The sequence below is a fragment of the Pseudomonas sp. S3E17 genome (genome assembly GCF_024168685.1).
Taxonomy (GTDB): Bacteria; Pseudomonadota; Gammaproteobacteria; order Pseudomonadales; family Pseudomonadaceae; genus Aquipseudomonas; species Aquipseudomonas marginalis.
Map to the genome: position 1 here is coordinate 437,903 of NZ_JALJWE010000001.1, position 12,564 is coordinate 450,466.

The 12,564-nt window shown below is 59.0% G+C and carries 11 protein-coding genes; 7 read left to right on the forward strand and 4 right to left on the reverse strand.

The genetic code is table 11. The annotated features are described in order from the left end of the window. Window positions 1-96 precede the first annotated feature (96 nt). Genes J3D60_RS01800 through J3D60_RS01810 form a run of 3 tightly spaced genes read left to right on the forward strand, consistent with a single transcriptional unit; the run spans window position 97 to window position 2,473 of the window. Window positions 97-987, forward strand: coding sequence for a hypothetical protein (locus J3D60_RS01800; protein WP_253489132.1), 891 nt, complete (start codon window positions 97-99; stop codon window positions 985-987). Continuing rightward, the gene (locus J3D60_RS01805; protein WP_253489135.1) at window positions 972-2,018 is read left to right on the forward strand and encodes a GGDEF domain-containing protein; all 1,047 of its coding nucleotides are present in this window, start codon (window positions 972-974) and stop codon (window positions 2,016-2,018) included. The genes J3D60_RS01800 and J3D60_RS01805 overlap by 16 nt, the downstream gene beginning before the upstream one ends. After that, a complete protein-coding gene (locus J3D60_RS01810; protein WP_253489147.1) occupies window positions 2,015-2,473 on the forward strand; it encodes a metallophosphoesterase family protein in 459 nt (152 codons plus the stop codon). Before J3D60_RS01805 ends, J3D60_RS01810 begins: the two co-directional genes overlap by 4 nt. Before the next feature lie 8 nt (window positions 2,474-2,481). Here J3D60_RS01810 and J3D60_RS01815 read toward each other — a convergent pair whose 3' ends face one another. Next, window positions 2,482-2,793, reverse strand: a complete 312-nt coding sequence (locus J3D60_RS01815) for a helix-turn-helix transcriptional regulator (protein WP_092488249.1) — start codon at window positions 2,791-2,793, stop codon at window positions 2,482-2,484. 78 nt (window positions 2,794-2,871) lie between these two features. Here J3D60_RS01815 and J3D60_RS01820 point away from each other — a divergent pair, with 78 nt between their 5' ends. Continuing rightward, window positions 2,872-3,963: an NADH:flavin oxidoreductase/NADH oxidase gene (locus tag J3D60_RS01820; protein ID WP_253489150.1), complete on the forward strand. Its 1,092-nt coding sequence runs from the start codon at window positions 2,872-2,874 to the stop codon at window positions 3,961-3,963. Between the two features lie 282 nt (window positions 3,964-4,245). Beyond that, window positions 4,246-6,372: a TonB-dependent siderophore receptor gene (locus tag J3D60_RS01825; protein WP_253489155.1), complete on the forward strand. Its 2,127-nt coding sequence runs from the start codon at window positions 4,246-4,248 to the stop codon at window positions 6,370-6,372. A 43-nt stretch (window positions 6,373-6,415) separates the two neighbouring features. Here the strand turns inward: J3D60_RS01825 and J3D60_RS01830 are convergent, their stop codons facing one another. Beyond that, window positions 6,416-7,180, reverse strand: a complete 765-nt coding sequence (locus J3D60_RS01830) for an HNH endonuclease (protein WP_253489158.1) — start codon at window positions 7,178-7,180, stop codon at window positions 6,416-6,418. Between the two features lie 234 nt (window positions 7,181-7,414). Between J3D60_RS01830 and J3D60_RS01835 the strand changes: the two genes are divergently transcribed. Then, window positions 7,415-8,371, forward strand: coding sequence for a DUF4238 domain-containing protein (locus tag J3D60_RS01835; RefSeq protein WP_253489161.1), 957 nt, complete (start codon window positions 7,415-7,417; stop codon window positions 8,369-8,371). Between the two features lie 169 nt (window positions 8,372-8,540). Here the strand turns inward: J3D60_RS01835 and J3D60_RS01840 are convergent, their stop codons facing one another. Next, window positions 8,541-9,263, reverse strand: coding sequence for a FadR/GntR family transcriptional regulator (locus tag J3D60_RS01840; RefSeq protein ID WP_027603617.1), 723 nt, complete (start codon window positions 9,261-9,263; stop codon window positions 8,541-8,543). A gap of 48 nt (window positions 9,264-9,311) precedes the next feature. Continuing rightward, window positions 9,312-11,048 carry an IlvD/Edd family dehydratase gene (locus J3D60_RS01845; RefSeq protein WP_027603618.1) on the reverse strand — a complete coding sequence of 579 codons (1,737 nt, stop codon included), beginning with the start codon at window positions 11,046-11,048 and terminating at the stop codon, window positions 9,312-9,314. Between the two features lie 193 nt (window positions 11,049-11,241). On the opposite strand from J3D60_RS01845, the gene J3D60_RS01850 reads away from it, so the two are divergent. After that, window positions 11,242-12,564 (forward strand): MFS transporter, encoded by a 1,323-nt coding sequence (locus tag J3D60_RS01850; RefSeq protein WP_092488245.1) that lies wholly within the window; start codon window positions 11,242-11,244, stop codon window positions 12,562-12,564.

Consider the following 12,564-nt stretch of genomic DNA (forward strand, 5'->3'; position numbering starts at 1 on the left):
ATTGCGCTCAAGGCAAAACGCCATTACCGGTGCTGCAATTGAGATCAGTGAATCCAAGTTGTTTGATCAGGGCTCTTTCTCATGTGCAGTGGTTCGTTGAAGCTGGCGATTGAACAGTCGGCGCGGGCGTTTGAGCGCCATGTGGATTTTGACGGGTGTATTCGTACCCATTATTCGGCTCTGCTGGAGTGCTATTCAAAAAGACCGTTTTTCTACAAGACGGCACTGAAGTTCAGTCGCTTGATGGTGTCCTTTACGTTATTGAGCACGTATTTCGCCAAGCCGGTCCCCTTGCTGTCCGAGGTGAAAGCGTTTTGTGTGGCGCGCGGGTTCTGTTCGCGAAACAGCCTGGAGTCGATCTTCCTGCTGTTCAGGGCGCTGGGGTTCATGACGGTGTCGAGGCATCCGGACGACAGCCGTCTGCGGCTGTTCAGCCCATCGTCCCAAGCCTGCGCGGAGATCCGGCCGATGCTCACGTCCATGGTCGAGCCGCTGGGCGTGATGTGCCCGGAACCCGCGGTTTGCGGTTCAATGGCCGGTTTGGATGATCGCGCCTATCTGGCCCGTTATTTCAAAGGGTTTTCGGTGCTTCTCTGCCGTAACCTGAGCATTGACCTGTTGATACCGGATTGTTATTGGCTGGTAAAACGCGATGCCGGGCATATGTTGATGCTGGCGATCTATAACGATGCGTGTGCGCGGGATAATCAGGGCGCAAGTTTCAGGTCTTCGTCCTACCTTTCCATCGCTGAGCAACTTTCGGTGTCCAAGACCCACGTCATTCGTCTGGTGCAAGAGGGGGCCGAGCGGGGCTATTTCAAGATTCATTCCAAGACGCAGCTTGAAGTCCTGCCACCTTTTGTCGTGCTGGTAAGACGGTTCATGGCCTATTCGTTTGCGATTTGCCTGCACAGTCTTCAACTGAGTCATGCCGATGACACACCGGCCACGCATTCACAGGGAGTGACGGGATGCCGGCAAATGTGAAACTCAGGCCACGGATGCAGAGGCTGTTGTCGCCTGCCATCGCCCAGGCCGAACTGATCGGGATTTTCGCCTGGCTGGCGGTGTTGCTGGTGGATCGTGGGGGGATGTTCGGCTGGCCGGTGGTGCTGGTCACGCTGGGGCTGTGCGTGGTGTATGGGGCTCACCGGGTGGTGACGCATTATGTGCTGTGGCGGGCGCTGGGCGGGTTCTACATGGTGCTGCTGTCCGCAGGTTTTGCCTATGTGGTGCACACCCGCCCCGCGTTGCAGGTGTTCGCCTTGCCGCTGGCCGTGACCTTGGTGATGAGCAGCGCAATCCTGTTTATCGTGGTCCAGGATTTTCTGGTCTGCGCCGCCCTGGTCTGGTTACTGACGTGGCCCAACATTCAGCTGAGCCTTTATGACGGCGTCGACACCTATGTGTTTATTTTTTGTGCGGCGTCGGTGTCGATCGGCTTTATCTTGAATGTCTACTACCTGAAAAACCTGCGCTCCGTGTTACTGGTCGAGAGTGAGTTTCGGGAATTGGCCGAGACGGATTACTTGACCTCCATCCTGAACCGGCGCGCCTTTATGGAGGGCTTCGCCAAACTGATTGCCGCCGGTGATAGCGGTTACTTCATGATGTTGGATATCGACAGTTTCAAATTGAAGAATGACCAGTTCGGCCATGATGTCGGCGACCGGATTCTCTGCGCCATGGCCGCGTGCCTGAAATCCACCCCCGGCAGCCACAGTTTCGGCAGGATTGGCGGCGAGGAATTCGGCGTGCTGCTGCTGGTCGATGACCCCGATCTCGCCACCGATTACGCGCTGCGCCTGCTGCAAGCGATCCGCTGCAGTGTCGCGCCGCCCCATCACTACACCTGCAGTGCGGGCATGACGTGCTTTACGGCCGGGGCCGATATGTCGGCGGTCCTCAAGCGTGCCGACCGCAATCTCTACGCCTCCAAGGGCAATGGCAAGGACCGCGTATATTTGGATGGCGCGCCGGTGTTTCACCGTTCGATGTCCACCCCGGAGGCCCTATGAAAGTTGGCGTGATTTCCGACACCCACGGCCTGCTGCGCCCTGAGGCTGTCGCAGCCTTGCAGGGATGCGAGCAGATCATCCATGCCGGTCATATCGGCAGCCCTGAGATTCTTCAGCAATTGGCACAGATCGCGCCCCTGCACGTGGTGCGTGGCAACAATGACCAGGACGCGGCGTGGGCGGAGCTGGTGCCCGACCATCTGATGCTGGAGGTGGACGGATGGCGGACGTTGGTGGTGCATGATATCGCCGACGTACCCGCCTTACTCGACACGTCTACTCGGCTGGTGATCACCGGCCATTCGCACAAGCCCCTGATCGAATGGCGGGGCGCAACACTGTACGTAAACCCCGGCAGTGCAGGGCGGCGGCGTTTCAAGTTGCCGGTGACGTTGGCGGTGCTGGACGTGCGGGACATGACGATCGAGTCGCGGCTGATCGCGCTGCTGGACTGATCCGGCTTTTATCGTTGCGTCAGGATGCTCTGCAGCAATCCCGGAAACCGTTCCTCAAGCACCTCGCCGCGCAATGAATTCATATGGGTAGTGCCCACGCTGCGGGTGTGGACCAGGCCGGCATCGCGCAGGACCCGGAAGTGGTGGGACATGCTGGACTTGGGGCGCCCGCCGTCCAGTTCGCCGCAACTGGCCTCGGGCACGCCGGCCAGGCAGCGGACAATCTCCAGGCGCACCGGATCACTCAGCGCGTACAGCAGGCGCTCGAGGGTCAGGTCTTCCGGGGTGGGGTGTTTAAAGGCTCGCATGGAACGAATCATAACAGGGGGCTATCATCGAATACCATAGTTCGATTACCATCGAACTATCGAATCATCCACTCGCTCCCGGAGTTCTCAATGTCCGCTTTGTTCGAACCGTTCACACTCAAAGACGTCACCCTGCGCAATCGCATCGCCATCCCGCCGATGTGCCAATACATGGCCGATGACGGCATCGTCAACGACTGGCACCTCGTGCACCTGGCCAGTATGGCCCGGGGCGGCGCCGGTTTGCTGGTGGTCGAAGCCACCGCTGTCGCGCCTGAGGGGCGTATCACCCCAGGTTGCGCAGGTCTCTGGAGCGACGCCCATGCCGAAGCGTTCGTGCCCATGGTCAAGGCCATCAAGGCCGCCGGCTCGGTGCCAGGCATCCAGATCGGCCACGCCGGTCGCAAAGCCAGCGCCAACCGCCCGTGGGAAGGGGACGACCACATACCTGCCTCCGATGCGCGCAGCTGGGAAACCATCGCGCCGTCGGCCATCGCCTTCGGTGCCAACCTGCCGCAAGTACCACGCGCCATGACCCTGGACGACATCGCTCGGGTCAAGCAGGACTTCGTCGACGCCGCCCGCCGTGCCCGTGACGTCGGTTTCGAGTGGATCGAGCTGCACTTCGCCCATGGCTACCTGGGCCAGAGCTTCTTCTCCGAGCATTCCAACCAGCGCACCGACGCCTACGGTGGCAGCTTCGACAACCGCAGCCGTTTCCTCCTGGAAACCCTCGCTGCCGTGCGCGAGGTCTGGCCGGAAAACCTGCCGCTGACCGCACGTTTTGGCGTGATCGAATACGACGGCCGTGACGAACAGACCCTGACCGAATCCATCGAACTGGCCCGCAACTTCAAGGCCGGCGGCCTGGACCTGCTGAGCGTCAGCGTCGGTTTCACCATCCCCGACACGAATATCCCGTGGGGTCCGGCCTTCATGGGGCCGATCGCCGAGCGCGTGCGCCGCGAAGCCGGCATCCCGGTGACCTCGGCCTGGGGCTTTGGCACGCCGCAACTGGCGGAAGGTGCGTTGCAGGCTGGGCACCTGGACCTGGTCTCGGTCGGTCGTGCGCACCTGGCTGACCCGCATTGGGCGTACTTTGCGGCCAAGGAGCTGGGCGTGGAGAAATCCTCCTGGACCTTGCCGGCGCCTTACGCCCATTGGTTGGAGCGGTATCGCTGATCGGATCCACTTCTAACGTTGTATAAAAATCCAAGTGTGGGAGGGGGCTTGCCCCCGATAGCGGTAGACCAGTCGATGTTGCTGTGATTGATACACCGATATCGGGGGCAAGCCCCCTCCCACATTTGCCTCGCGTCCAATTTCCTACAGATCGATACAAAGCTGTTACCTGAAAAATAGTGAATGAGAATAGATGTCAAACGCGAATGACTTGGTATACCATTCCCGCGTTTTTTGGCAGGTTTGCCGCCCCATCTGGCTCATTCACTAGGTTCAACATCCATGCGTCGTACCCTGATTTCCCTCTGCGTGCTTCAGGCGTTTTCCCCGTTTACCTGGGCCGAGGTTGTCCCTGCCGACAAGGCCAGTCTTGAGCTGCAAGCCACCAATGTCACCGGCGAGGCGGACTACGAGACGGCGCAAGGGCCGGTCAAGGGCTACCACGCCACACGTTCCGCGAGTGCGACGCGCACCGACACCTCGATTCATGAAACCCCGCAGTCCATCAGCGTCGTGTCCAAGGATGTGGTCGAAGACATCGGCGCCACCCGTTTGCAGGACGCCCTGGACTACGCCGGCGGCGTCGGCCGTGCCAACAACTTTGGCGGGCAGGGGCTCACCACCTTCACCGTACGTGGCTTTACCACCGGCGAGTTCTACCGCAACGGTTTCCCGATCAACCGGGGCTACCCGAACATGCCCGACGCCAACACCATCGAACGCCTCGAAGTGCTGCGCGGCCCGGCGACCATGCTGTATGGCCGTGGCGATCCCGGCGGCACCTTCAACGTGGTGTCCAAGCAACCGCTGGCCGAGCCGACCGTGACCCTCGGCAGCCAACTGGATGACCAGGGCATGCAGCGCGCCACCCTCGACGCTTCCGGCCCGCTGGATGAACAAGGTCGCCTGGCCTATCGCCTGAACGTGGTGGGCGAGGGCGGTGACACCTTCCGTGACCATGTCGAAACCGAACGCTACGGCGTGACCCCGGTGATCACCTGGCAGGCCAGCGATGACACCAAGGTGATCTTCGAGGGCGACTTCATGCGCAACAACCACCCGCTGGACCGTGGCCTGACGCGCTACCCCAATCAAAAAGGCACCGCCTCGCGCGACACCTTCTGGGGTGAAAAAGACGCCGGCAAACTGCACAACGACAACAGCATGGCCCAGCTGCGTTTCGAGCACCTGCTCAATGACAGCTGGACCCTGGGCGGTGGTTTCCAATGGCTGGACGGCACCTTGCAAGGCAATGCCATTGAAGCCAACGGCCTGGCCGCCGACGGTCGCACCCTGGGCCGCAACTTCAACTACCGCAAACTGGAGTGGACCGACAAGGACACCCAGCTCAACCTCACCGGGCATTTCTCCACCGGTGGTTTCGACCACACCTTGCTCACCGGCGTCGAATTCGAAGACTACGACTACAAGTCGATCATCCAGCGCTCCAGCGGCGCAGTGGGTGCTTATTCAATCGACATCTTCAACCCGGTCTACGGCCAGGCGCGCCCGAACCTCACGCGCACGCCGACCCACGACAAGGAAAACCTCAAGACCTACGCGGCCTTCGTGCAGGATCAGGTGGCCCTGACCGAGCGCCTTAAAGTGCTCGCCGGCGCACGCTTCGAGCGTTTCGAACACGACTACCACACCTACGTGCCGGGCGGTAAAAGCTGGGACGCCAGCGACAACGCCGTCACCCCACGCGTGGGCGTGATCTACGACCTCACCGACACCGTCGCGGTCTACGCCGACGCCGCGCGTTCGTTCAAGCCCAACACCGGCGCCAGTCGCCAGGGCGGTGGTTTTGAGCCGGAGAAAGGCAAATCCTACGAGATGGGCATCAAGTGGGAAGCCCTGGACCGTCAACTCAGTGTCGACGCCGCGATCTACCAGATCGAGAAGAAAAACGTGCTCACCACCGACCCTCTCGACTCCACCTTCAGCGTCGCCGCCGGCCAGGTGCGCAGCCGTGGTTTCGACCTGAACGTGGCGGGCAATATCACCCCCGAGTGGCGTGTGATCGGTGGCTACGCCTACGTGGATGCCGAAGTGACCAAGGACAACACCCTGCGCAGCGGCACGCGTTTGCTGAACATCCCGCGTAACAGCTTCAGCCTGCTCAACGTTTACGAGTTCCAGGACGGCGCCCTCAAGGGCCTGGGCCTCGGCGCGGGTGGCAAGTATGTGGATGAACGGGCCGGGCAAACCTCCAACAACGCCTTCTCGATGGACGCCTATACCGTGGTCGACCTGCTCAGCTACTACAAGGTCAACGACAAGGTGCGGCTGAATCTGGACGTGAAGAACCTGTTCAATCGCGAGTATGAAGAAGGTGCGTTCGGCAACGTGTACGCCTACCCAGGCGAACCGCGCACGGTGCAGGTGGGCATTTCCTATACTTTATAGAGACGCGTGCATAACCGTACGCGTGAGCGCGTACGGTTTTCAGCTATGACTTTCTATGAATATGAGTGTTGTGATACTCGATATAGCATGCGTTGATCGAATGCCCCTCCATTGAGCGTAGGTTGGCGTGCTCTAGTGGGCGAGCGCCATAGTCAAGTTCGGCGTGGTGATTGGGGCATACACACACGATATTTTCGAAAACATCTGGCCCGTTATGAGGTGCGCCGAGAGGCTGGATATGGTGTGCCTCGGCATATCGACGCCCGTCTTGCAGCTCAATGGTATGACCGCAAAGTTGACATTCGTAGTTATGGAGCTGTTTTGCTCGGCGTGCTAACAAAGTGTCGCGGATTACGCGGTAGGTCGTGACTTCCTCACGTGCGGCTGGGCCTTCGATGTTGATGTCTACGGCTAGAGGTGTTTCAGGAGGTGGGGGCGCTGAAATGAAGGGCGACCAGTCAAACTGCTTGGACTTATCGATTTCTTCTTTCCACCATTTAAAGTCATCTCGTTCTTTTTTGAACAAGTCAAAATATCCGGGACCAGGCATCAAAGAGGTCCGGTCAATCACCAGGCCAGTGATTGCAGGTTTTCCAGTTTCATAAGTCCATTGAGCGAGTGACACAAGCCCTTGGTCTTTAAGGCTGTCGCCCCACTTTTCACGGAGCTTTGGAAGGCCAAGTTTGTCGTGTACATCTTTGTAGCCAAGGAAGGTTTGAGGATTTGCCGCCCTTGCGTTTGGCAATCTATTGACGAGTAGCGCGAGCAAGCGTTGAGCTTGGTTATCTAGCCGTGACGGGACAGACATCTCTGAGTTCCTTCTCTGTATTCAGACCGAATTTCGTTGAATTTTGAATGATGGCACTTTAGCATCTTTCAGGGTTGTAGATCCATGATGCCGTTTCGTGCCTTCACTCAGGATGCGCTCTGACAGGCTTGACGAGTCTCGTAAGGCTCGTGAAGACCAACTGGCGGATGAGTGTTCGGATATCGATTCATCGGATGATGGGTGTTTTTTCATTGATAAGGAATGTTGGTGAGCATGAGTATCCCTAAAAGACAGCACTATGTTTCTCAGACCTATTTGGAATACTGGCTGGCTGCTCGTGAGGCGAAAGCGGGCGAGAAAAGTATGGGGGTACGAACCTTCAATAAGGTACGCAATCAAGCCATGTTTGCGACTGATTTGAACTCAATTTCCCAAGTCAGATATTTCAATCGGCTGGATGTCGATCAAGATGTGTATGACATGCTTGCTTATAAATACAGTGAGCAGGCTGGTGTAGCTGCTCTTGTGGTCAAAGAGTTTCAGATATTGATTGGAATCGATGAGTATAAAAAGCGAGGCGAGCCTCACGCCGATCAATTGGATGATATTAATAAGCGCTTTTTGGAAGATAAATTTACAGCGTTAGAATCTCGGTTTTCGAAAACACTAAATTTAATAAGTGCTGATGTAGGTTTGTATATTAAAAGCTTGGTTGAACGCCAGAATGATATAAGGGATTTGCTTGGTATTTTTGCGGTTCAGTTGTTCAGGACAAAGCATGCAAGGGATGTGGTCACTTCTGAGGTGAAAAAACTTGTGATTGTTCGGGAGGATGGTGAAAAACAGCTATCAGAGCAGCAGGCTGGCAACGTACTGAAGTCAATTTTATTTATCGACTCGTTGCTCTTTGGTGAAAGGTTGGGGGCGGGTGATTATTCGGTTGAACTTCTCGTGGCGCAAGGTCAGGAAAAGTTTATCACCTCAAGTTCGCCCGCCATAATTCTAAGTAAGAGTGATGAGGGACAAAAAGATTTATCTGATTTTGAGGGCTTTATGCCACTCACCCCTTCAGTGGCGTTAGTTGTCAGAGGTCGTCGGCCTCTTGGTAAGAATTTGATGTTTCGGGGCGTGAGTAAGGGGGAAGTGTCGATCTTTAATAAGAAGACCTATGATGCCTCAAGTTACGATGTATATGCATCCTATGACTATAATGGGTTATTTGGTTATTAATGTGCGCAGTGACGTTTGTGTGTGGTTCTTAGGTTGGTGGCTCTTAAAGTGACTTTGTTTTAAAGAAGAGAGGGAGCGAAACTTGGTTCGCTCTTTTTTCGCCTTTCCTCGCACTGTATGACTAAGTCATATCCCTCTCAAATTTGATCTGGCTGACACAATTGGCGGGCTAAAGCGGCGTGAGCACATTCATCACCGTATCCAACGCCACTCGCGTGTCATCCAACTGCACCAGCGACGCATGCCGCGCGCCGAGGGCGTCGCGGTTCTGGATCGCGGTGAGGATCGCCTTGTGCCGGGGCAGGCTCAGGCCCTGGATGTCCGGGCGGCGGTTGGTGATGTTGATCGACTCGCGCAGCGGCAACGACAGCATATTGCACATATAGGCGAGCAGGTCGTTGCGGGTGGCGTCGGCAATGGCGCGGTGGAAGTCCAGGTCGGCCTGCAGCAGCTGTTCGTGGGTCTGCGCGGTTTCCATGCCCTGGTAGGCTTTTTCGATGGTGGCGATGTCTTCATCGGTGGCGGTGGTCGCGGCCATGGCGGCGATCTCCGGCTCGAGGATGCGCCGCACACCGGCCAGGGTATTGAAGAACTCACTGTGGGGCGTGGACTGCATCAACCAGGACAATACGTCCGGGTCGAGCAGGTGCCACTTCAAGCGCGGCCGCACCACCGCGCCCACCCGCGGCTTGGAATACACCAGGCCCTTGGCGCTGAGCACCCGGGTCGCCTCGCGCAACACCGAACGGCTGACCTTGTACTCCTCGCACAGCGTGGCCTCCATGGGCAGCCGTTCTTCGGGCTTGAAGCGACCTGAAACGATGTGCATGCCCAAGTCCTGAACGATCTGGGCATGCATGCTCTTGCGCGGCTTGGACGGCTGGTGATCCATAACGACAGGGATGCTCCGACTTAAATTCGCGGCATCATAGCATCCCAATTAGTGGGAATGCCGGGGGACTTCAGCCCCACGGCAACCCACCAGGAAGTCAAAGTCGCAACCCTGGTCGGCCTGCAGCACATGGTCGATGTACAACTGGCGGTAGCCGCCGACGATCAGGTTCTGCGGCGGCTTCAGGTCGGCCATGCGCGCCGCCAGCTCTGCGTCGGGGATGTCCAGGTGCAGGCGGCCGTTGGCGCAGTCGAGTTCGATCCAGTCACCTTCCTTCACCGTGGCCAACGGTCCGCCGGCTGCGGCTTCCGGCGCCACATGCAAGACCACGGTGCCGTAGGCGGTGCCGCTCATGCGCGCATCGGAGATCCGCACCATATCGGTCACGCCCTGGGCCAGCAGCTTGGCCGGCAAGCCCATGTTGCCGACTTCGGCCATGCCTGGGTAACCCTTGGGCCCGCAGTTTTTCATGACCAGGATCGAGTTGGCGTCCACGTCCAGTTCCGGGTCGTTGATGCGCGCCTTGTACATGTCGAAGTTCTCGAACACCACCGCGCGCCCGCGATGCTGCATCAGCTCGGCGCTGGCGGCCGACGGCTTGAGCACCGCACCGAGTGGCGCCAGGTTACCGCGCAACACGCAAATGCCACCGTCGGCGCGGATCGGGTTGTCGAGGGTGCGGATCACTTCGTCCTGGCCGTAGATCGGCGAGTCCTTGGTGTTCTCGCCGAGGGTCTTGCCGTTGACGGTCAAGGCGTTCGGGTGCGGGATCAGGTTGGCTTCACCGAGGCGGCGCAGCACGGCGGGCAGGCCACCGGCGTAGTAGAACTCTTCCATCAGGAAGCGCCCGGACGGTTGCAGGTCGACGATGGTCGGCATGCCGCGACCGATGCGGGTCCAGTCGTCCAGGTCGAGCTCGACACCGATGCGCCCGGCGATGGCTTTCAAGTGGATCACGGCGTTGGTCGAACCACCGATGGCGGCGTTCACGCGGATGGCGTTTTCAAACGCTTCCTTGGTGAGGATCTTCGACAGCTTCAAGTCTTCGCGCACCATCTCCACCGCACGCATGCCGGACATATGGGCCAACACATAACGCCGCGCATCCACCGCCGGGATCGCCGCGTTGTGGGGCAGGGACGTGCCCAGTGCCTCGGCCATGCAGGCCATGGTCGACGCAGTACCCATGGTGTTGCAGGTGCCCGCCGAACGCGACATGCCGCCTTCGGCCGCGAGGAAATCGTCCAGGGTAATGGTGCCGGCCTTGACCTGTTCGCTGAGCTGCCACACCACGGTGCCCGAGCCGATGTCCTGGCCCTTGTGCTTGCCGTTGAGCATCGGCCCACCGGTGACCACGATGGCCGGCACGTCGCAACTGGCGGCGCCCATCAGCAGGGCCGGGGTGGTCTTGTCGCAGCCGGTCAGCAGTACCACACCGTCAATCGGGTTGCCGCGAATCGCTTCCTCCACATCCATGCTCGCCAGGTTGCGGGTGAGCATGGCGGTGGGGCGCAGGTTGGATTCGCCGTTGGAGAACACCGGGAACTCCACCGGGAAGCCACCGGCCTCGATCACGCCACGTTTGACGTGCTCGGCGATCTGGCGGAAATGCGCGTTGCACGGGGTCAGCTCCGACCAGGTATTGCAGATACCGATGATCGGCTTGCCATGGAACTGATGGTCGGCGATGCCCTGGTTCTTCATCCAGCTGCGGTACATGAAGCCGTTTTTGTCGGCGGTACCAAACCACTGGGCGGAGCGTAGGCCGGGCTTTTTATCAGACATGATCGATTCTCTTATTGTATGACTATATGTTCTATGCGTGCTTAAACATAAGCGCAAAATCGATGCTTTGGAAGAGTTGTTTTGTAAATAGTCCTACTATATAGTCTGGCTTAACTGAGGTATGACCCTGGCGGATTTCCGCGAGAGGCGTCCCCCGAGCTTCTATAAAAACAACAATCGGAGATCGACCCCCATGAGCCAGGAACTGCGGCTTATCCGGCGCATCACGCTGAAACTGATTCCCTTCCTGATCCTGCTGTACCTGATCGCCTACGTGGACCGTTCCGCCGTGGGGTTTGCCAAGCTGCACATGGGCGCCGACGTCGGTATCGGCGATGCGGCCTATGGCCTGGGCGCGGGGTTGTTCTTTATTGGCTACTTCCTCTTCGAGATCCCCAGCAACCTGATGCTCGACCGCTTCGGCGCACGGCGCTGGTTCGCGCGGATCATGATCACCTGGGGCGCGATCACCATCGGCATGGCCTTCGTGCAAGGGCCGCACAGCTTCTATGTAATGCGCTTCCTGCTCGGCGCGGCCGAAGCCGGATTCTTTCCCGGCGTCCTGTACTACATCACCCAATGGTTCCCGGTGCGCCATCGCGGCAAGATCCTCGGGCTGTTCATCCTCTCCCAACCGATTGCGATGATGATCACCGGCCCGGTGTCCGGCGGCCTGCTGGGCATGGACGGCATCCTCGGCCTGCATGGCTGGCAGTGGCTGTTTATCGTGATCGGCACCCCGGCGATCCTGCTGACCTGGCCAGTGCTGCGCTACCTGCCGGATGGCCCCAGGCAGGTCAAATGGATGAGCGACGACGAAAAGGCCTGGCTCACCGGCGAGCTGGACAAAGACCTGCAAGCCTACGGCCAGACCCGCCACGGCAACCCGCTGCATGCCCTTAAGGACAAACGTGTGCTGCTGCTGGCGCTGTTCTACCTGCCGGTGACCCTGAGCATTTACGGCTTGGGCCTGTGGCTGCCGACCCTGATCAAGCAGTTCGGCGGCACCGACCTGGTCACCGGCTTTATCTCCGCCGTGCCGTACATCTTCGGCATCATCGGCCTGCTGATCATCCCGCGCAGTTCGGACCGCCTGAATGATCGCTACGGCCACCTGGCGGTGCTGTATGTGCTCGGCGCCATCGGCTTGTTCTTCAGCGCCTGGCTGAGTGTGCCGGTGCTGCAAATGGCCGCGCTGTGCCTGGCGGCGTTTGCACTGTTTTCCTGCACCGCAGTGTTCTGGACCTTGCCGGGGCGCTTCTTTGCCGGCGCCAGTGCGGCGGCGGGCATTGCCTTGATCAACTCGGTGGGCAACCTCGGCGGCTATATCGGTCCGTTCGTGATCGGTGCGCTCAAGGAATACACCGGCAACCTCGCCTCGGGCTTGTACTTCCTGTCCGGGGTCATGGTGTTCGGGCTGGTCTTGACCGGCGTGGTCTACCGCGTGCTGGAGCGCAAGCACGTACTGCCCGCCGATCAATTCGCCGCCAGCGCCCGTGGCGCCACACGTACTTAA

Bases quoted from the DNA above. Each gene is read 5' to 3' on its own strand.
- J3D60_RS01805 (WP_253489135.1), top strand. From the start codon at position 972: ATGCCGGCAAATGTGAAACTCAGGCCACGGATGCAGAGGCTGTTGTCG.
- J3D60_RS01820 (WP_253489150.1), top strand. From the start codon at position 2,872: ATGTCCGCTTTGTTCGAACCGTTCACACTCAAAGACGTCACCCTGCGC.
- J3D60_RS01815 (WP_092488249.1), bottom strand. From the start codon at position 2,793: ATGATTCGTTCCATGCGAGCCTTTAAACACCCCACCCCGGAAGACCTG.
- J3D60_RS01825 (WP_253489155.1), top strand. From the start codon at position 4,246: ATGCGTCGTACCCTGATTTCCCTCTGCGTGCTTCAGGCGTTTTCCCCG.
- J3D60_RS01840 (WP_027603617.1), bottom strand. From the start codon at position 9,263: ATGGATCACCAGCCGTCCAAGCCGCGCAAGAGCATGCATGCCCAGATC.
- J3D60_RS01850 (WP_092488245.1), top strand. From the start codon at position 11,242: ATGAGCCAGGAACTGCGGCTTATCCGGCGCATCACGCTGAAACTGATT.
- J3D60_RS01835 (WP_253489161.1), top strand. From the start codon at position 7,415: ATGAGTATCCCTAAAAGACAGCACTATGTTTCTCAGACCTATTTGGAA.
- J3D60_RS01845 (WP_027603618.1), bottom strand. From the start codon at position 11,048: ATGTCTGATAAAAAGCCCGGCCTACGCTCCGCCCAGTGGTTTGGTACC.
- J3D60_RS01810 (WP_253489147.1), top strand. From the start codon at position 2,015: ATGAAAGTTGGCGTGATTTCCGACACCCACGGCCTGCTGCGCCCTGAG.
- J3D60_RS01830 (WP_253489158.1), bottom strand. From the start codon at position 7,180: ATGTCTGTCCCGTCACGGCTAGATAACCAAGCTCAACGCTTGCTCGCG.